The sequence below is a fragment of the Sinisalibacter aestuarii genome, assembly GCF_027923545.1.
In the GTDB taxonomy this organism is placed as follows: Bacteria; Pseudomonadota; Alphaproteobacteria; order Rhodobacterales; family Rhodobacteraceae; genus Sinisalibacter; species Sinisalibacter aestuarii.
In genome coordinates this window covers 93,107-110,809 of record NZ_BROH01000016.1, presented here as the reverse complement: position 1 = coordinate 110,809, position 17,703 = coordinate 93,107, and the positions used below count along the sequence as shown (strand labels likewise).

Annotated in this window: 17 protein-coding genes; 3 read left to right on the top strand and 14 right to left on the bottom strand. The window is 65.2% G+C overall.

What is annotated here, in order from left to right:
• From QMG28_RS19585 to QMG28_RS19565, 5 genes are all read right to left on the bottom strand, one after another.
• A partial coding sequence (locus QMG28_RS19585) for an electron transfer flavoprotein subunit beta/FixA family protein (protein WP_281843929.1) occupies positions 1–514 on the bottom strand: 514 nt, incomplete at its 3' end.
• A 19-nt stretch (positions 515–533) separates the two neighbouring features.
• A complete protein-coding gene (locus tag QMG28_RS19580; protein WP_281843928.1) occupies positions 534–1,376 on the bottom strand; it encodes a sugar phosphate isomerase/epimerase family protein in 843 nt (280 codons plus the stop codon).
• On the bottom strand, positions 1,376–2,527 hold the full coding sequence (locus tag QMG28_RS19575; protein ID WP_281843927.1) for a dihydrodipicolinate synthase family protein: 1,152 nt from the start codon (positions 2,525–2,527) through the stop codon (positions 1,376–1,378). The genes QMG28_RS19580 and QMG28_RS19575 overlap by 1 nt, the downstream gene beginning before the upstream one ends.
• Positions 2,528–2,538: 11 nt before the next feature.
• Complete coding sequence (locus QMG28_RS19570; protein ID WP_281843926.1) at positions 2,539–3,309, bottom strand: 3-ketoacyl-ACP reductase; 771 nt, start codon at positions 3,307–3,309, stop codon at positions 2,539–2,541.
• Positions 3,306–4,451, bottom strand: coding sequence for an acyl-CoA dehydrogenase family protein (locus tag QMG28_RS19565; RefSeq protein ID WP_281843925.1), 1,146 nt, complete (start codon positions 4,449–4,451; stop codon positions 3,306–3,308). Before QMG28_RS19565 ends, QMG28_RS19570 begins: the two co-directional genes overlap by 4 nt.
• Positions 4,452–4,586: 135 nt before the next feature.
• Here QMG28_RS19565 and QMG28_RS19560 point away from each other — a divergent pair, with 135 nt between their 5' ends.
• Together QMG28_RS19560 and QMG28_RS19555 are read left to right on the top strand one after the other, a co-directional pair.
• Positions 4,587–5,600, top strand: a complete 1,014-nt coding sequence (locus QMG28_RS19560; protein WP_281843924.1) for an aldo/keto reductase — start codon at positions 4,587–4,589, stop codon at positions 5,598–5,600.
• Positions 5,597–6,064 carry a MaoC family dehydratase gene (locus tag QMG28_RS19555; protein WP_281843923.1) on the top strand — a complete coding sequence of 156 codons (468 nt, stop codon included), beginning with the start codon at positions 5,597–5,599 and terminating at the stop codon, positions 6,062–6,064. Before QMG28_RS19560 ends, QMG28_RS19555 begins: the two co-directional genes overlap by 4 nt.
• Before the next feature lie 16 nt (positions 6,065–6,080).
• Here the strand turns inward: QMG28_RS19555 and QMG28_RS19550 are convergent, their stop codons facing one another.
• The 4 genes from QMG28_RS19550 to QMG28_RS19535 are packed head-to-tail and all read right to left on the bottom strand — an operon-like array spanning position 6,081 to position 10,019.
• Positions 6,081–7,343, bottom strand: coding sequence for a glycerate kinase type-2 family protein (locus QMG28_RS19550; protein ID WP_281843922.1), 1,263 nt, complete (start codon positions 7,341–7,343; stop codon positions 6,081–6,083).
• Positions 7,343–7,654, bottom strand: coding sequence for a Dabb family protein (locus QMG28_RS19545; RefSeq protein ID WP_281843921.1), 312 nt, complete (start codon positions 7,652–7,654; stop codon positions 7,343–7,345). The genes QMG28_RS19550 and QMG28_RS19545 overlap by 1 nt, the downstream gene beginning before the upstream one ends.
• Entirely contained in the window at positions 7,651–8,442 is a 792-nt protein-coding gene (locus tag QMG28_RS19540) for an enoyl-CoA hydratase/isomerase family protein (protein ID WP_281843920.1), read from the bottom strand. Before QMG28_RS19540 ends, QMG28_RS19545 begins: the two co-directional genes overlap by 4 nt.
• Positions 8,439–10,019: an acyl CoA:acetate/3-ketoacid CoA transferase gene (locus tag QMG28_RS19535; RefSeq protein WP_281843919.1), complete on the bottom strand. Its 1,581-nt coding sequence runs from the start codon at positions 10,017–10,019 to the stop codon at positions 8,439–8,441. Before QMG28_RS19535 ends, QMG28_RS19540 begins: the two co-directional genes overlap by 4 nt.
• Before the next feature lie 134 nt (positions 10,020–10,153).
• Here QMG28_RS19535 and QMG28_RS19530 point away from each other — a divergent pair, with 134 nt between their 5' ends.
• Positions 10,154–10,972 (top strand): aldo/keto reductase, encoded by an 819-nt coding sequence (locus QMG28_RS19530; protein ID WP_281843918.1) that lies wholly within the window; start codon positions 10,154–10,156, stop codon positions 10,970–10,972.
• A 52-nt stretch (positions 10,973–11,024) separates the two neighbouring features.
• Here the strand turns inward: QMG28_RS19530 and QMG28_RS19525 are convergent, their stop codons facing one another.
• The 5 genes from QMG28_RS19525 to QMG28_RS19505 form a co-directional block, all read right to left on the bottom strand.
• Complete coding sequence (locus tag QMG28_RS19525) at positions 11,025–12,626, bottom strand: GMC family oxidoreductase (protein ID WP_281843917.1); 1,602 nt, start codon at positions 12,624–12,626, stop codon at positions 11,025–11,027.
• The gene (locus QMG28_RS19520) at positions 12,626–14,068 is read right to left on the bottom strand and encodes an aldehyde dehydrogenase family protein (RefSeq protein WP_281843916.1); all 1,443 of its coding nucleotides are present in this window, start codon (positions 14,066–14,068) and stop codon (positions 12,626–12,628) included. Before QMG28_RS19520 ends, QMG28_RS19525 begins: the two co-directional genes overlap by 1 nt.
• Before the next feature lie 125 nt (positions 14,069–14,193).
• Positions 14,194–15,228 (bottom strand): zinc-dependent alcohol dehydrogenase, encoded by a 1,035-nt coding sequence (locus QMG28_RS19515; RefSeq protein WP_281843915.1) that lies wholly within the window; start codon positions 15,226–15,228, stop codon positions 14,194–14,196.
• Positions 15,229–15,238: 10 nt separating this feature from the next.
• Positions 15,239–16,180 (bottom strand): ABC transporter permease, encoded by a 942-nt coding sequence (locus QMG28_RS19510; protein WP_281843914.1) that lies wholly within the window; start codon positions 16,178–16,180, stop codon positions 15,239–15,241.
• Positions 16,181–16,189: 9 nt separating this feature from the next.
• Positions 16,190–17,695, bottom strand: coding sequence for a sugar ABC transporter ATP-binding protein (locus QMG28_RS19505; RefSeq protein WP_281843913.1), 1,506 nt, complete (start codon positions 17,693–17,695; stop codon positions 16,190–16,192).
• Positions 17,696–17,703 lie beyond the last annotated feature (8 nt).

The window sequence follows — 17,703 nt, the reverse complement described above, 5'->3', positions numbered from 1 at the left end:
CCTTGATGGTCTGCAACCCGCCATCCACCTCGCGCGTCACAACGGCGCTGTCGCCCTCGACGGCAAGCTCACTGGCAAAGGTCGCCTGACCCCAGCCGAGCAGCGCCGCCAGCATCTGCCCCGTCGCGTTCATGTCGTTGTCGATCGCCTGCTTGCCCATGATCACAAGCCCGGGCTGTTCCTCATCGACGATGGCTTTCAGGATCTTCGCCACCGCCAGCGGCTCGATATCGGTATGCACATCCTCGGCAGCCACCACCAGAATGCCCCGGTCCGCCCCCATCGCCAGACCGTTGCGGATCGTCTCCTGCGCCTGTTTCACGCCGATCGACACCAGCACGACCTCATCGGCCTTGCCCGCTTCCTTCAGCCGGATCGCCTCTTCCACCGCGATCTCGTCGAACGGGTTCATCGACATCTTCACATTCGCAAGATCGACCCCGCTCCCGTCCGCCTTCACACGAACCTTCACGTTGTAGTCGATAACCCGCTTTACAGGGACCAATATCTTCATTGGCTGTCTCCTTCGGATTTCAGCAATGGGCCCGGAATCGCGCCACCACGGCGTCGAGCACCTGCTCCGGCGGGCGCTGCCACCAATCGGCGGCGGAAAACACCTCGACCTCGCAAAGCCCGTCATAGCCCGCCGCCTCGACCGCGCCACGGATCGCCTTCAGATCGGCCACGCCATCGCCCATCATGCCCCGGTCGAGCAGCATGTCGCGGGTGTTTTCCAGCCAGTCACAGAGGTGATAGCCGAAAATCCGGCCCCGCGCGGCGGCGAGGCTCTCGGCCAGCGTGCTGTCCCACCAGACATGGTAGACATCGACCGCAACCCCGACATTTCCGGCCCCGACCGCATCGCAGACCGAGAGCGCATCGCGCACCGTCATCAGGCAGGTGCGGTTGCCGCCGAACATCGGGTTGAGCGGCTCAAGTGCGAGCCTGACCCCACGGGCGGCAGCGTATGGCGCGAGCGCCGCCACCCGGTCGGCAAGCCGCTTGCGGCTTTCGGCAAGGCCCTTGGTGCCCGGCTCGGTGCCACCGGTGACGATGGTGAGCACCGGCGCACCGAGGGCCGCGGCCATGTCGATTGCCGCCTTCGCGTCATCCTCGCTCCCCGCCTCGGAGCCGGTGAGATAGGGCGTGCGGCACAGCCCCGCGACCTGCATGCCGGCGGCCCGGACGCGCTCGCCGATTTCAGAGGCCCGGTCGCCAAGCTCGCGCCGCCAGAACACGATCCCGCCAAAGCCACGCGCGGCGCAGGCGTCGATCACCCGTTCCGGCGACCAGCCAGCGCCAAAGCCATCGAGATTGTGCCCCAGCGTCGCGGTATTGAGGGCCAGCGCGGAATGATCGGTGGAGAAATCGCGCATCAGACCACGCCGTAGACCGCGAGCAGGCGTTTCATCCGGGCGATGGCCAGATCGGGATCGCGCAGGAGCCCACAGCCATCGGCGAGGCGGAAGACCTCGGTGAAATAGGGCAAGGGCCGCAGCGCCTGCGCCCCGTTCAGCATCACGAAATGATCCTGAAACCCGTTGAGCCAGGCGAGGAACACGACCCCGGTCTTGTAGTATTGCGTCGGGGCGCGGAAGATCAGCCGGGCGAGCGGCACGGTCGGATCGAGCACCGCCCGGAAACCCGCCGCATCGCCCTTGCCCAGCAGATCGACGGCATGGGCGGCAGCGGGTGCGAGCGGGTCGAAGATGCCGAGCAGCGCATGCGAATAACCCACGCCGTCCCCCGCGATCAGCTCGGGGTAGTTGAAATCGTCGCCAGTATACATTTTCACGCTTTTTGGCAGCCGATTTCGCAGGATAACTTCCTTATCCTTGTCTAAAAGCGATATCTTGATGCCATCCACCTTGGCGGCATTGGCCTCGATGATCCCGACCACCGTTTCGAGCGCATCTTCAAACCTGTCGGCACCCCAGTAGCCCGCGAGCGCCGGATCGAACATCTCGCCCAGCCAATGCAGGATCGCCGGATGGTCGCAGGCATCGAGCAGTTCGCCATAGAGCCTGACATAATCGGCGGGCGAGGTGGCCACCCGCGCCATCGCGCGGCTCGCCATCAGGATCACGCGGGCGTCGAGCGCCTGGATCGCGCCGAGCTGTTCCATATAGGCGCGCTTCACGTCATCGACCGAACGCGCCGCCGCCGGATCGAGGTGATCGGTGCCGCAGCCATTGGCCACGAGCGCATCGGGCAGGTCCGCACGGGTCCGGCGGATCAGCTCCAGCGCGCCCGGCCAGTCGAGGCCCATGCCGCGCTGCGCCGTATCCATCGCCTCGGCGATGCCGAGACCGAGGCCGGCAAGGTGGTGGCGGAAGGCCATCGTCGCCTCCCAGTCCACGGTCGCGGGGCCGGTGGGATCGTTGGCGGTGAACGGGTCCGCCACCACATGGGCGGCGGAATAGACAATGCGCGCAGGGTTCGCGGGCAACCGGGCTTCGGGCACCACGATGCCGCTGAGCCTGTAATCGACGAGGCGACCCTCGGTATCGGGAAGTGCGATTTTCATCTGGTGTGTCCTCAGTAACGCGGCACCAATAGCCCGGCATCGGCCGAGATGACCTGCCCGGTCGTGTAGGGAAGTCTGCCCGTGGCCAGCGTGGCGACGATTGCGCCCATGTCTTCGGGCTGGCCGATGCGCGGGATGAGCGTGAGCCCCGCCCTGGCGCGTTCTTCATACTGGGCGATGACGGGCGCGGTCATTTCCGTGGCGATCAGGCCGGGCTGAACGTCGTAGACGGCGATGTTTTCGCGCCCCAGCCGCACCGCCCATGCCTTCGACACCATCGCGGCGGCAGCCTTGGAGACGCAGTATTCCGAGCGCGGCTCGGCCACGGCGCCGGCATTGGACGAGGTGACGTTGACCACCGCGTGAAACAGCGCCGGGTCGCGGTCGCGCGCGAGCAGGCGGCGGGCGAAAGTCTGAATGAGAAAGAACATCGCCTTGGTGTTCACTTCAAGGCATCGGTCATAGCTCGCGGCGGACACCTCAAGCGGGTCGCCCCGGCTCATCACGCCGACGCCCGCATTGTTCACCAGCGTCGTGAGCGGGCCGAGCGCGGCCTCGATCCGGCCCAGAACCGCATCATGTTCGTCAAGGTCGGTCACGTCGAACGGCGCGGCGATCACCGGCACGCCTTCGGCGCGCACCGCCTCGACGGCGCGGGCAAGCTCCTCGTCATCCGCCGGGCCGTTCACCGCGACGGCGAACCCCTCGCGCGCCAGCGCAACGGCGCAGGCGAGGCCGATGCCACGGCTCGACCCGGTGACGAGAGCAACCGGGCGGCTCATGCTTGCGCTCCCTTTGCAAGAAGTTCGCGGGCAATGATCATGCGCTGGATCTGGTTCGTGCCTTCGTAGATCTGGGTGATCTTGGCATCGCGGTAAAGCCGCTCTACTTCGAAGCCCCGGATATAGCCCGAACCGCCAAACACCTGCACCGCATCCGCCGAACGCTGCACCGCCATATCGCCGGCAAAGCATTTGGCCATCGAGCAATAGCGCGTGGCGTCGGCGCCGCTGTCGATCTTATGCGCGGCGTTCAGCACCAGCAGGCGGGCCGCTTCGACATCCTTGGCGATATCGGCCAGCAGCCATTGCACGCCCTGGAATTCGGCAATCGGCTTTTTGAACTGCTTGCGTTGCCGGGCGTAGTCGACCGCCGCTTCAAGCCCGGCCTGGGCAATCCCGACAGCGAGCGAGGCGATGCCGACACGGCCCTTGTCGAGCACGCTCATCATCATGTGGAAGCCCCGCCCCTCAACGCCGAGCAGCGCATCGGCAGGCAGGCGCACATCGTCGAAATTGAGCGCGCCCACCTGGCTGGCGCGCTGGCCCATCTTGTGCTCCTTCGGCCCGCGGGTAACGCCCGCCGCGTGGAGATCGACAATGAAGATCGACATGCCGCGATGGCCTGCCTCCGGATCGGTGCGGGCAAGCACGAAGCCCACATCGGCAACCGGCGCATTGTGGATCCAGATCTTGCCGCCGTTCAGCACCCATCCGTTGCCGTCGCGCACCGCATTTGTCCGGATACCCGACACATCGGTGCCGGCCTCCGGCTCTGTGATGCAATAGGCAACGAGCGTCTTCGCGGCGAGGATATCGGCCAGCCAGCGGCCACGCTGCGCCTCGGTTCCGTGCTGGACGAGCAGGGTCGAGATCAGTTCGACAAGTCCGCACTGATCGGCCACCGAGGCATACCCGCGCGACAACTCCTCCATCACCACGGCATAGGTCACTGTGTCGAAGCCCGGGCCGCCCATCGCCTCGGGAACCCCGATGCCGAACAGGCCGAGCCCGGCCATCTGCTCGTAGATTTCCGCAGGGAACCGTTCCTCGCGATCCAGCGCCTCGGCCACCGGGCGGATCACCTCGTCGGCGAATTGCCGTGCCATGTCGCGCACCTGCAGATGCGTATCAGAAAGGAACATCTTCCGCCTCCGGTAACTATCTGGTTACTTCTTACGGGCGAATCTGCCATGCCGTCAAGCCGCGAACGAAACGGGGGTTGCATCGGGCGGGCGCCTGACATTAAATAACCAAATAGTTACATCAGGGAGGTTTCCATGAAACCCGATGCCAAAGTGAAATTCGGGCGTGTCGATCTGGAGGTCACCGCCTTTGGTTTCGGCACCGCGCCGATCGGAAACATCTTTCGCGAGATCGACGAAGGCACATCGGACGCGATGATCCAGGAGGCCTGGGATCAGGGCGTGCGGTATTTCGACACCGCGCCGATGTATGGCCACGGGCTTGCCGAGCTGCGCACCGGCCACTCGCTGCGCTGGAAGAACCGCGACGATTTCGTGCTCTCGTCCAAGGTGGGCCGGATACTCAAACCCGCCCGCAAGCAAGATATCGACTATGAGCCATGGACCAATGCCGGCCGCTTCACCATGCATTTCGACTACAGCTATGACGGGGTGATGCGCTCGTTTGAAGACAGTCTGCAACGGCTCAACCTTGAACGCATGGATATCTGCTTCATCCACGACATCGACCGGTTCACACGCGGCGACGAGCAGGCCGAGGTGTTCGAACAGGCCATGGACGGCGCCTGGCGCGCGCTCAGCGATTTGCGCGATCAGGGCGTGGTCAAAGCCATCGGCGTGGGCGTGAACGAATGGGAGGTCTGCCAGAACGCGCTGGAGCGGCGCGATTTCGACTGTTTCCTGCTCGCCGGACGCTACACGCTTCTGGAGCAGGATTCGCTCGATACCTTCCTGCCGATGTGCGAAGCGCGCGGCGCGGCGGTGGTCGTGGGCGGCGGCTTCAATTCCGGCATTCTCGCAACCGGGGCCAAGGAGGGCGCAAAATACAACTACGCGCCCGCCCCCGCCGGGATCATGGAAAAGGTCCGCAAGATCGAAGCGGTCTGCGCCGAATATGGCGTGCCGCTGCCGGCGGCGGCGCTGCAATTCGTCGTCGCCCACCCGGCCGTGCCGACCTTCATGGCCGGCACCCGCACGGTGGCCCAATTGCAGCAGAACCTCGACTGGTTCAGCCATCCGATCCCGCCGGAGTTCTGGGCCGATCTCAAATCGAAGGGCCTGCTGCGCGAAGACGCTCCGACCTCGTGACCGACACCGGCGCCCGGGTGCTCGGGCCGGGCCGCTACGGTCTGGCCCGCTTGCGGCCCGGCGACCGGATCGTCACCGGCACGCGCACGGTGAGCATCGCTGACATCGACGCTTTTGCCGCCCTCAGCGGTGACCGGTTTGCCATCCACATGGATGCCGATGCGGCGCGGCGATACGGGTTTGCCGACCGGGTCGCGCATGGGTTGCTCGTGCTGTCGCTGGTCGACGGGCTCAAGAACGCGGCCCCGGCACAATTCGACGCCATCGCCTCGCTCGGCTGGGACTGGCAGTTTCGTGCGCCTGTTCTGGCGGGCGACACCATCGGCGCGGCCATCACGGTGCGCGCGCTGACCCCCTCAAGCTCGAAACCCGACCGTGGCGTGGCGACCCTCGATTTCGAGGTTACCAACCAGCGCGGCGAGATCGTGCAAACGGGGGTGAACCGGCTGATGATCTGTCGCTGAGCGGTGGCGCAGCGGCTCAGCGCAGGAGGATGGCCCGGAAATCGTTGACATTGGTGCCGGTCGGCCCCGGCGCGAACAGATCTTCGACCGCGTCGAAGGCGCCCCAGGCATCGTTGCCCTGCAGCGCCGCGACCGGGTCGACACCCGCGGCCCGCATCCGTGCCGCACTGGTGCCATCGGCAAACGCCCCTGCATTGCTTTCGGAGCCGTCGATGCCATCGGTATCCGCCGCCAGCGCGGCAATCCCCCCGACCCCGTCAATCGCCTCGGCGAAGGAGAGGAGAAACTCGGTATTGCGCCCGCCGCGCCCGCCGGTGTTGCGCAGGGTTACCGTGGTCTCGCCGCCCGAAAGAAGCACGACCGGGCGGGCGAATGGCCGGTCGCGGCGCGCCACCTCACGCGCAAGGGCGGCATGAACCAGGCCCACATCGCGCGCCTCGCCCTCGATCGCGTCCGACAGGATCACGGCGCGGATTCCGGCCTCTTCCGCCAGGGCCGCCGCCGCCTCCAGCGACAGCCGCGCCGAGGCGATCACGCGGGTTTCGTTGCGCGCGAAGGCCGGATCATCGGGCCGCGGCGCATCGGGCGCGGAGTGCAGAAATTCCAGGATCGCGGGAGGCAAGGCAATGGCCCGGTGCCGGATCATGGCGAGCATCTCCGCGGGCGTCACATCGGAGGGCACTGTCGGCCCCGAAGCCACCTCGGCCGGATCGTCGCCGGGCACATCGGAAACCACCAGCGTCAGCACCCGGGCCGGACTGGCCGCCGCGGCAAGCCGCCCGCCCTTGATCCCGCTCACATGCTTGCGGATCGCGTTCATCACCCCGATCGGCGCACCGGAGGCCAGCAGCGCGGCGTTGAGGGCCTGTTCGTCCTCCAGCGTGAGCCCGTCCGGCGGCGACGGCAGAAGCGCCGAGCCGCCGCCGCAGATCAGCGCCACCACCAGATCGTCCGGGCCGAGGCCGGAGACCGCCTCGACAAGTGCTGCGCTGGCGGCCAGCCCCGCCGCGTCGGGCACGGGGTGTGCGGCTTCCAGCACACGGATGCGGCGCGTCGGGGCGCCGTAGCCGTAACGGGTGACGACCACACCCGCGACCGGCCCGTCCCACAGTGTTTCGAAGGCAGCGGCGAGCTGGGCCGCGCCCTTGCCCGCGCCAACCACGACAAGCCGTCCCGCAGGCGGCGGCGGCAGATGCGGGCGCAACGCCGTCAGCGGATCGGCTGCCGAGACCGCAGCCTCAAAGAGCCCGGTCAGGATCTCACGCTCGGCACGATGCATCAAAGCGCGATATCGCAGACGAAAACTCCATCCGCCCCGCCATCGAGCCGGGCGACGATATCGGCGCCAATGGCCTGATGCGTCGCGTCTTCCAGATAGGCGTCGCGCACCGCCACGGCGCTGAAATCGAACCAGAACATGTCGAGGAAACCGCGCACGAGCGGGGTCTCGACCGAGATGTTCTCGCGATGCTGAAAGTCGAGAATGCCCTCGATATGGCCGCTGAGGCCAGCAAGGCGCGCATAGAGCGCAGCCTTGTCGGCGGCTGTCACATCGGCGGCGAAACGCAGGTGCACGAGGTGGCGGATCATTGGCTATCTCCTTTCGCCCGGAAATCGGGCGCACGTTTTTCGGTAAAGGCGGCAACGCCCTCGCGCAGCTCGGCGCTGGCCGCAGTAATACGCCCGGCGAAGGATTCGAGCACGCGGCCACGTTCCTCGCCCTCCGCAGCATTGATGAGCATCTTGGTCAGTTCCGTGGCCAGCGGCCCGCGCGCGAGCACGGTTTGAGCCATCTCCCGCGCCGCCCGCAGCCCGTCGCCGGTGGCCACCACATGATCGACGATACCGGCCCGACAGGCCTGTTCGGCGTCGAGCACCTCGCCGAACAGCGCCATCCGGCGGACCCGTTGCGCACCGAAGCGGTGCACCGCGCGCTGGGTGCCGGACCAGCCGGCGATGATGCCGATGCCGGCTTCCGGCTGACCGATCTTCACATGCGCCTCGGCGATGCGGATATCGGCACAGGCGGCAAGCTCCAGCCCGCCGCCCAGCGCATGACCGTTCAGAACCGCGATCACCGGCTGGCGCAAACGGGCGAGCCAGTCAAAGGCGTCATGGCCGTCGCGCACCCAGTGCCGCGCGAAGGCATCGGGGGTTTCGGCGCTCCATGCCGCAATATCGCCACCGGCACAAAACGCCTTGCCCTGCCCGGTCAGGATGACGAGCCCGATATCCTCGCGCCGCTCGATCTCGCGGCACAGGCTGGCCAGCGCCTCGACCATGCCCGCATCCAGCGCGTTGCGCTTTTCGGGCCGCGCGATGCGCAACAGGCCGATGCCGCCCTCGACCTCGAGCGAGAACCCCGCCGCCCCCGTCATCTTTCGGCAAGCCGGAGCTGCATCGGTTCTGGGCGAAACAGCCGCTCGTCCATCAGCCGCAGATCGTCGGCCACGGCCAGCTCTGTCGCCGCCTGGTCGAGCACGTCGCGGCGAATATCCAGCCCCGGGGCGATCTCGGTCACCACCAGCCGGCCACCGATCAGGCGCACCACGCAGCGTTCGGTGACGTATGACACGTCTTGCCCCTGCGCGGTGGCGCGGGTGCCCGAGAAAGACACGTGATCGACCTCATCGACGAACTTCGCCACCTTTCCTTCACGCTCGATCACCATCCGCCCATCCTCGACATGCATCTTCGCACCCGCATTGAAATTGCCGGAAAATACGATCTTGCGGGCCCGGGTGGTGATATCGACAAAGCCCCCCGCCCCGGCGGTGCGGTGCGGCACCGAGGCCAGGCGCGAGACGTTGACCGACCCGTCTTTGCCGATTTCGAGGAAGGACAGCAACGAGGCATCGAAGGCGCCGGCCTGGAAGTAGCAAAACTGGTGCGGCGAGGCGACAAAGGCTTCGGCATTGGCCGAACAGCCGAACTGGAACCCGAGCAGCGGCACGCCGCCGACCGCGCCTTGCTCGATCATCCATGTCACCGCTCCGTGCAGCCCTTCCTCGACCAATATGCGCGGCACATTGGCCGAGATGCCGAAGCCGATATTGACCGCCCAGCCATCGCGCAATTCCTGCGCCACCCGGCGGGCGATCACCTTGCCGACGCCGAATTCGGGGATCGAAAAGCTCGATATGGGCCGGATCAGCTCGCCCGAGATCGCGGGGTCATATTCGGTCTGGGTCGTCTGCAGCTGGTCAGGCGCCTCAACCACGATATCGACGAGGATGCCGGGCACGCGCACGTCATGCGGACGGATCGACCCGTTCTGGCCCACGCGCTTGGCCTGGGCGATGACGATCCCGCCATTGTTGCGCGCGGCAAGCGCCATCTCCATCGCGCCGAGATAGGCGCCCTCATGCTCGAAGCTGAGATTGCCGCGCTCATCCGCCGTGGTGCCGCGAATGATCGCGACATTGGGGGCCAGCGCCTTGAAATACAGCCATTCCTCACCCTCGAAATCGAGCTTGCGCACGATCGGCTCGGCCCGCGCCGCGTCGTTCATGGCGCAGCCGTCAAGATCGGGATCGACAAAGGTTTGCATACCAACCTTCGTCAGCACCCCCGGCCGCTTCGACGCGGCCTCGCGCAGCATGTCGAAGACAATACCGGACGGCACATTATAGGCTTTGAGCTGGTTGGCGGTGACCATTTGCCAGATCAGGGGCGGCTCGGCATTGGTGGGCCCGGACGGATAAGACCCACCGATGATGCGCGCCAGAAGGCCGGGCTTGGCGATGTGATCCACGCCCAGCGTGCCAAACATGTCACCCGCCGCGATCGGGTGGATCGTGGTGATATTGCGCGGCGCACGCTCCTGCTCGAACCGCGCGCCAAGCGCCGCGAGCACGGCATCGGGGCAGCACAGGCCGCTGGAAGAATTCACCGCAACGATATCGCCGTCCCTGATCGCCCGGACGGCTTCCGAGGCTGTTCGCACCTTCGACATGACACCTCCCGATTAGTAACTAACTGGTTATTTGTAGTATATGCCGGGAACCCTGACAATGTTCAAGGGAGTTTGTTTTCTCTTCCCTTAAAGTAACCTATTGGTTACAAAATAATCAGCACGGAGGGACACATATGAGCATCTATTTCCAAAAGACCTATCAGCGCAGCTTCGGAACCTTTCCCCTCACGGGGTCGGTTCTGCACGAGGCGATTCTCACCGCCGCCGAAATCGGCTACCGCGCCTATGACACGGCACAGATGTATGGCAACGAGGCCGAGACCGGCGCGGCGCTGAAAGCAACCGGCATCGCGCGGGACGAGTTGTGCGTGACCACCAAGGTGGATATCGCCAATTTCGGCGAAGCGGCCTTTCTCCCGTCGGTCGAGCAGAGCCTGAGGGATTTGCAGCTCGACTATGTCGACGTTCTGCTGCTGCACTGGCCGACACCGGGTGGCGACATCGCGCAATCTCTGAAGCTTTTGCAGCAGGCCCGCGAGAAGGGACTGGCCAGGCATATCGGCGTGTCGAACTACACCGCGCAGATGATGCGTGACGCACGCGCAATCGTCGATGCGCCACTGGTGACCAACCAGGTCGAATTCCACCCCCTGCTCAACCAGGACAAGCTGCTCGCCGCGGCCTATGAAACCGGCATCCCGCTCGCGTCCTACAGCTCGGTTGCGCGCGGCGAGGTGTTCAAATTTCCGATCTTCGCCGAGATCGGGGCCGAGTACGGCAAGACCGCGGGACAGGTGGTGCTGCGCTGGATCCTTCAGAAAGGCGTGAGCATCAACACAATGTCGACCAGGCGCGAGAATATCGCGGCCAATTTCGATGTGATGGACTTTACCCTGAGCTCAGTGGACATGGCCCGGATCGACGAGATGACAGCCAACAATTACCGTATCGTCGGCAAGGATCTCGTGCCCTACGCACCGGATTTCGACTGAAAAAAGAAAGGGGCGGCACGAAGCCGCCCCGGCCAGTCTGGAGGATATCCTGCTAGCGGTTGCCGCGGATCATATCGGCGGCCTTTTCGCCGATCATGATCGTCGGCGCATTGGTGTTCGACCCCACGAGGCTCGGCATGACCGAACTGTCGCAAATGCGCAGCCCCTCGATGCCATGCACCCGCAACTGCGGATCGACCACCGCCATTTCGTCCACCCCCATCTTGCAGGTGCAGGTCGGGTGATAGGAGGTGCGCCCGTATTGGCGGGCGTATGCCTCGAAATCCGCCTGCGTTTTCACCCGCTCGTCGGGGAAGCGGATCGCGCGGATATATTTCTGAAGGCTGTTCTGGCGGAACATCTCGACCGACAGGCGCACTCCTTCGGCCGAGGTCTTCAGATCGTCGGGATGGCCGAGGAAGTTGGGATCGACCAGCGGCGCATCCGCCGGATTGGCCGAGCGCAGCCGAACGGTGCCACGCGCCTTCGGCCGCAGCGTGTAGGAGTTCAGCGTGATCCCGGACGATCCGGGCGACACGCTCGGCACCCCTTCTTCCGCCCCCGCCCCGGCGAGGAAATGGAACTGCAGATCGGGCACCGGGTTGTCGGGGTTGCGATCCCAGAACACACCGCCCTCGACCACGTTCGAGGTCACCGGCCCGGTGCGGAACAGAGCGTATTGCAGCCCGGCCCACATCATCCAGTGGACTTTCTGATACTTGTCGAGGCTCTGATGCCCGGTCAGCTCGGCCACGATGTCGATGCCGAAATGGTCAGTCAGATTTTCGCCCACCCCCGGCAGATCATGCACCACCTCGATGCCCAGCGCGCGCAGATGCGCGGCGGGGCCGATGCCGGAGAGCATCATCAGCTTCGGCGAGCCGATCGCCCCGGAGGTAATCAGAACCTCGTTCGAGGCGCGCGCGATCGTGGCGCTTGCGCCCGTCGAATATTCCACACCAACCGCACGGCTGCCCTCGAACACGATCCGCCTGACCAATGCCCCGGTCTGCACCGTCAGGTTGGGGCGCGTCATCGCCGGCCGCAGATAGCCCACGGCGGCCGAGCAGCGCCGCCCGTTCACCACATTCACCTGATAGGCGCCGCAGCCCTTCTGGACCGGGCCGTTGAAATCGGGATTGTAGGGAATGCCCAACTCCTGGCAGGCGCGGATGAAGGCGCGCGTCATCCGCTGCGGATTTTGCAGGTTGGATACGCCCAGCGGGCCCTCGGTGCCGTGCCAGTCGCCCGCCAGAATGGTGTTGCCCTCGGAGCGGATGAAATATTTCTGAATATCCCTGAAGGCCCAGCCCTCGGCGCCCTCCTCGTTTGCCCAGCGGTCGTAATCGCTGGGATGGCCACGGGTGAACACCTCGGCGTTGATCGAGCTGCCGCCCCCCAGCACCCGCCCCTGCGCATAGGGAATTTCGCGGTTGTTGGCATGTTTCTGCGGCACCGTGTTGAAGCCCCAGGTGCGCGGCCCGGCGGTGAGTTTCGAGAACCCCACCGGCATGTGGATATAGGGGTGGCTGTCCTTGCCCCCGGCCTCAAGAAGCAGCACCTTCACGGCGCTGTCTTCGGTCAGGCGGTTGGCCAGCACGCAGCCGGACGAGCCGCCGCCGACGATAACGTAGTCGTAGCCCTGATCTGCCATCACTTCACCCAGTGGTCACGCTTGCCGATCTCAATGTGCACCGATTTCACCTGGGTGTATTCCTCCACGCCATAGATCCCGGCTTCGCGCCCCCAGCCGGATTGCCTGAATCCGCCGAGCGGAAGCTCCGGCCCGCCCGCAAGCGTGGTATTGACCCAGAACCGGCCCGCCTGCACCTGCCGCGTGACCGTCAGCGCCTTGTCGATATTCTTGGTCCAGACGCTGGCGGCGAGGCCGTAATCGGTGTCGTTGGCGATCTCAATGGCCTCCTCGATCGTGTCGAAGGGCATGATGGTAAGCACGGGTCCGAAGATCTCCTCCCGCGCGATCGACATGTCGCGGGTCACGTCGCCGAACAGGGTCGGCACGATGAACTGGCCGCGCCCCATATCGAGCTGCGCGCCGCCGCAAATCAGCCGCGCGCCTTCGGCCTGCCCCCGCTCGATATAGGACATGATCGTCGCGTTCTGCGCCTCGGTGGTGATCGCGCCGATCTGCGTCGCCTCGTCGAGCGGATCGCCCACCCGTACCTTGTCGAACTTGGCCTGCACCATCCGGGCGAAGTCATCGGCAACCGACCGCTCGACAATCAGCCGCGACCCCGACACGCAGCATTGGCCGGTGTTGAACCCGATGCCGAAGGCCACGCCGTCGGCCGCATCTTCAAGGTCGGCATCGGCGAAGACGATCTGGGGGTTCTTGCCGCCCAGCTCCAGCCCGAGCTTCTTGAAATTCGATTTCCCCGCCGCCTCGACCACCCGGCGCCCCACCGCCGTGGAGCCGGTGAAGGAGAGCATATCGACCCGTGGATGCTCGATCAGCGCCTGACCGATGGAGCTGCCCGCGCCGGTCACCACATTCATGCAACCGTCCGGCAGCCCCGCATCGCTGAGGATTTCGGCAAGGATCAGCGTGGTGGCGCTGGTCACTTCCGAGGGCTTGGCCACGATGGTGCAGCCCGAGGCGAGGATATAGGGCACCCGCTCGCACAGGATCAGGAAGGGAAAGTTCCACGGCGTGATCAACCCGACAACGCCCACCGGCTCACGGGTGACGAGCCCGAAAAGCCCGTCGCCGAGATTGTTGAAACTGTCGCCATGCAGGCTGCGCGCAAGGCCGCTCGCATATTCGAACATGTCGGCGCAGCCCAGCACCTCGGCGCGGGCCTGGCTGATCGGCTTGCCGTTTTCGAGTGTTTCGAAATAGGCGATCTCGTCGGCGCGCTCGCGGATCAGCGCGCCGGTGCGCAGAAGCACAGCCGCGCGCGCCTGCCCGTTCAGCCCCGACCAGCGGCGGTCGTCGAAGGCGCGCCGCGCCGCATCGACGGCAGCGTCGAGATCCTCAACCGTGCATTTCGGCACCCGCGTCACCGGCACGCCATGTGCCGGCGACTGGCGGTCGAACAGCTCCCGATCCCCCGCGGGCACCCAGGCGCCATTCATGAAAAATCCAAATTCGCGGGGCGCCTCCGGGGGCGAAAGTCTGGTGCTGATCTGATCCATATCCTACTCCGGTGCTGGCCCCGCCGGGGCATTGGTAACTATTTGGTTACATATCCGCTGCGATGTCAACCGATGACGATCTGCGTCTTGAGGTCGCGCGGGCGGTTGGGCAGGGTGTCGAACGCGGCCTGGATATCAGTCAGACCGTAGGCCGCGCCGGTAAAACGCTCGGTGCGGATGCGGCCATGCACAAGCAGCGTCAGCGCGTCATGCATATCCTCGCCCATCCCCGCGACCGACCCTTTGATCGAGTTTTCCTGCAGGATTGTATCGAGGATATTGACGGGAAGGGTCGCATCGGGCCCGGTGAGGCCAAAGGCGGCGAGATGCCCGCCCTTGCGCATCAGCCCCGCCGCCGCCTCGTAGAGCGCAGGCAGACCAACGCTTTCGATCACCACATCGGCGCCGCGCCCGCCCGTCGCCCGGTGCACGATCCCGCCAAGCTCCTCCATCCCGGTGGCGCCATAATCCGCGCCCGCCTCCAGCGCCATATCGACCCGGTCGCGGGATATGTCGAAGACGATAATCGGAGCCGCCCCGATGGTGCGCAGAAGCTGTACATGCAGATTGCCGATCGGCCCGGCCCCGAGCACCACGACCGACTGACCAAAGGTGATCCGCGCCTTGCGCGCCGCGCGCACCACACAGGCCAGCGGCTCGGTCAGGGCCAGCACCTCGCCCGGCACATCGGCGGGCGCGGGGATGACAAGGCGGGCGGGCACCGCCATGTATTCGGCGAAGGCCCCGTCCATCGTGATCCCCATCTGTTGCATATCGGGGCAGTTCAGAACCTCGTTGCGCCGGCACCAGTAGCAGGTTCCGCAGCCGATATTCATGTCGACCACCACGCTGGCGCCGAGATCGAGGCCGCTCACATCCGGCCCGAGCGCGGCGATGGTTCCGGTAAATTCGTGGCCCGGCACCATCGGCAGGTTCCCGGCAGCGTAGTGGCCCCTGAAGATGTGGATATCGGTGCCGCAGATTCCGACCCGCGAGATCCGGATGAGCACCTCGCCCCGGCCAGGTTCGGGCACCGGGCGCTCTTCGATCTCAAACCGGCCCGGCTCGACGAGGACCGCCGCTTTCATCATATTGGCCATTGACGCGATCCTATTTCACGATCCTCAGTTTCGACCGATCGATGGTCATCGCGATGGCCGCGATCAGGATGATGCCGAACACCATCTGCTGCATCGTCGCGTCGATCTCGAAATACAGCATCGACGAGCGGATGACCGCGACGATGAGCGTGCCGATCAGCGTGTTGACGACGCCGCCAACACCGCCGGTCAGAGGCGTGCCACCTACCAGCACCGCGACGATTGCGGGCAGCAGAAAGCCGTTGGCGAGCGTCGGCGAACCGCCGGACAGCTTGACCGAGAACAACAGCCCGGCAATGGCGGCCAGCATCCCCGACAGGGCGAAGGCCATGACCTTGATCCGCGTCACGTTGAGGCCCGAGGCGACGGCGGCAAGCTCGCCCGCGCCCACCGCCTTCAGCGCCCGGCCGAAGGTTGTGCGGGTCTGCAGGAACAGCATCGCCAGCAACAGGACGCCGCCGACGAAAATCTCATGCGGGATCCCGAAGCTCTTGCCCACCATCCAGCCGAACGAGCCGTCGCGCAGCGTCGCATCCATATAGAGCGCACGCTGGCCGGAGAGGTATTGCGCCAGCGAATAGGCCACGCCGCCCACCGCCAGCGTCGAAACGAAGGACGGCACCAACAGCCGCGTGGTGATGAACCCCGACACCATGCCGAAGGCCAGCCCGGCAACGACGCAGACGACTGCGGCGGAAATCCCGAGCGTCGGCAGCGCCACCGTCGCGATAACCGTGGTCATATTGGCGACGGATTGCGCCGAAAGGTCGATCCCGCCGATATAGATCGCAAAGGTCATGCCCAGCGCCATGATGAAGAGCGGCATGATGTCCGCCACCATCGAAATCAGGTTATGGGGCTTGAGAAAGTTGCTGTCGGCACCCCCGACAATGGCCACGAGCACAAGGAGCGTGATCCAGGGCAGATGCGGTTTGATGCGGTCTAGGCTCATGTCTCTGCCTCAGGTCATGTAGTGGACAAGGTCGAACAGCGAGGGCTTGTTCCCCGGCTCGCCGCGGAAGCTTTTCTGCACTTCGCCATCCTTGAGAACGAGGATCGTGTGGCTGAGGCCAATCGCCTCTTCCAGCGTGTCCGCCACGAGAATGATGCCGGCGCCCGCGTCGCACATCTCGCGGATCATGTCGTAGACGTCTTCCTTGGCGCCGATGTCGAGGCCGCGGGTCGGGTGATCGAGCAGGATGATGTCGGACCCGCCCGAGCGCCACTTGGCCAGCACCACCTTCTGCTGGTTGCCGCCCGAGAGCCCGCCGCAATCCTTGAACACCGAGGGTGTCTTGATCGCGAGCCGGTCGACCCATTTGCGCGCCAGCTCTTTCTCCTCGCGGATCCGCAGGATGCCGCCGGAGGCGTAGTTCTTCATCTGGCTGAGCGTCATGTTTTCGTAAACGTTCATGCCGCCGACGATGCCCTCGACCTTGCGCTCGCGCGGCACGTAGCCAACGCCATTTTCGACCGCGCGGCGCGCCTTGAAGGTCGTCTGCACGCCACCCTTCATCCGGACCGTGCCGGCGCTCGGCTTTTCCAGCCCGAAGATCGTGCGCAGGATGCATTCGCGGCCCGATCCTTCGGTGCCGACGAGGCAAAGCACCTCGCCGGGGTGAAGATCGAAGCTCACGTCGCTGTATTTGCCGGGCACCGAGACCTTGTCGAACCCGACGAGAACCCGTTCGGCATCATAGGGCTTCTGCAATTGCTCGCGGTAATATTCCTTGTCGACGTCGCGCCCGACCATCTTGTGCTGGATCTTGTCGATATTCGCCTCGTCGTGGGTTACCACGTCGACAACGGCGCCGTCCTTCATCACGTAGATCCGGTCCGACAGTTCCAGCACCTCGTCCATCCGGTGACTGACGAAGATGAACGACGCCCGGCTGGTCAGTTCACGCACCAGCCTGAACAAAAGCTCCACCTCTTCGCGCGCAAGCACGCTGGTGGGTTCATCGAGCAGGATCACCAGATCGCCGTCGATCCGCTCTTCCAGCGTGAGCACCTTGGCAAGCTCGACAAGCTGGCGCTGCGCGAAGGATAGGTTGGAGGTGACCGTCGCGGGGTCGATATCGAGTTTGACCTTGGCGAGCTGGCGCCGCGCCGCCTCGGCCATCGCCTTCCAGTCGATCACCCCGAATTTCACGAATTGCTTCTCGAAGCCGAGAAAGATGTTTTCCATCACCGTGAGGTTGGTGATCAGCGATTGCTCCTGGAACACCATGCCGATGCCATGCGCCATCGCCTGGCGCGGGTTGGCGAACCGCACGGCGGTGCCGTCGATGGTGATGGTGCCGCCATCCGGCTGGTAGGCACCGTAGATCACTTTCATCAGGGTAGACTTGCCGGCACCGTTCTCGCCGACCAGCCCCACGATCTCGCCCCGGCCAATGGTGAAATCTACCGCCTTCAGCGCGTGGACGCCGGGGAATTTCTTGTCGACCTTGTTCAGCTTGTACATGACCCGCC

What these genes read in the sequence shown, in the direction of transcription:
- QMG28_RS19540 (WP_281843920.1), bottom strand. Translation starts at nt 8,442, where the DNA reads ATGACGGGGGCGGCGGGGTTCTCGCTCGAGGTCGAGGGCGGCATCGGC.
- QMG28_RS19580 (WP_281843928.1), bottom strand. Translation starts at nt 1,376, where the DNA reads ATGCGCGATTTCTCCACCGATCATTCCGCGCTGGCCCTCAATACCGCG.
- QMG28_RS19525 (WP_281843917.1), bottom strand. Translation starts at nt 12,626, where the DNA reads ATGGCAGATCAGGGCTACGACTACGTTATCGTCGGCGGCGGCTCGTCC.
- QMG28_RS19535 (WP_281843919.1), bottom strand. Translation starts at nt 10,019, where the DNA reads ATGTCGAAGGTGCGAACAGCCTCGGAAGCCGTCCGGGCGATCAGGGAC.
- QMG28_RS19545 (WP_281843921.1), bottom strand. Translation starts at nt 7,654, where the DNA reads ATGATCCGCCACCTCGTGCACCTGCGTTTCGCCGCCGATGTGACAGCC.
- QMG28_RS19510 (WP_281843914.1), bottom strand. Translation starts at nt 16,180, where the DNA reads ATGAGCCTAGACCGCATCAAACCGCATCTGCCCTGGATCACGCTCCTT.
- QMG28_RS19515 (WP_281843915.1), bottom strand. Translation starts at nt 15,228, where the DNA reads ATGGCCAATATGATGAAAGCGGCGGTCCTCGTCGAGCCGGGCCGGTTT.
- QMG28_RS19570 (WP_281843926.1), bottom strand. Translation starts at nt 3,309, where the DNA reads ATGAGCCGCCCGGTTGCTCTCGTCACCGGGTCGAGCCGTGGCATCGGC.
- QMG28_RS19565 (WP_281843925.1), bottom strand. Translation starts at nt 4,451, where the DNA reads ATGTTCCTTTCTGATACGCATCTGCAGGTGCGCGACATGGCACGGCAA.
- QMG28_RS19530 (WP_281843918.1), top strand. Translation starts at nt 10,154, where the DNA reads ATGAGCATCTATTTCCAAAAGACCTATCAGCGCAGCTTCGGAACCTTT.
- QMG28_RS19575 (WP_281843927.1), bottom strand. Translation starts at nt 2,527, where the DNA reads ATGAAAATCGCACTTCCCGATACCGAGGGTCGCCTCGTCGATTACAGG.
- QMG28_RS19520 (WP_281843916.1), bottom strand. Translation starts at nt 14,068, where the DNA reads ATGAATGGCGCCTGGGTGCCCGCGGGGGATCGGGAGCTGTTCGACCGC.
- QMG28_RS19550 (WP_281843922.1), bottom strand. Translation starts at nt 7,343, where the DNA reads ATGCATCGTGCCGAGCGTGAGATCCTGACCGGGCTCTTTGAGGCTGCG.
- QMG28_RS19505 (WP_281843913.1), bottom strand. Translation starts at nt 17,695, where the DNA reads ATGTACAAGCTGAACAAGGTCGACAAGAAATTCCCCGGCGTCCACGCG.
- QMG28_RS19560 (WP_281843924.1), top strand. Translation starts at nt 4,587, where the DNA reads ATGAAACCCGATGCCAAAGTGAAATTCGGGCGTGTCGATCTGGAGGTC.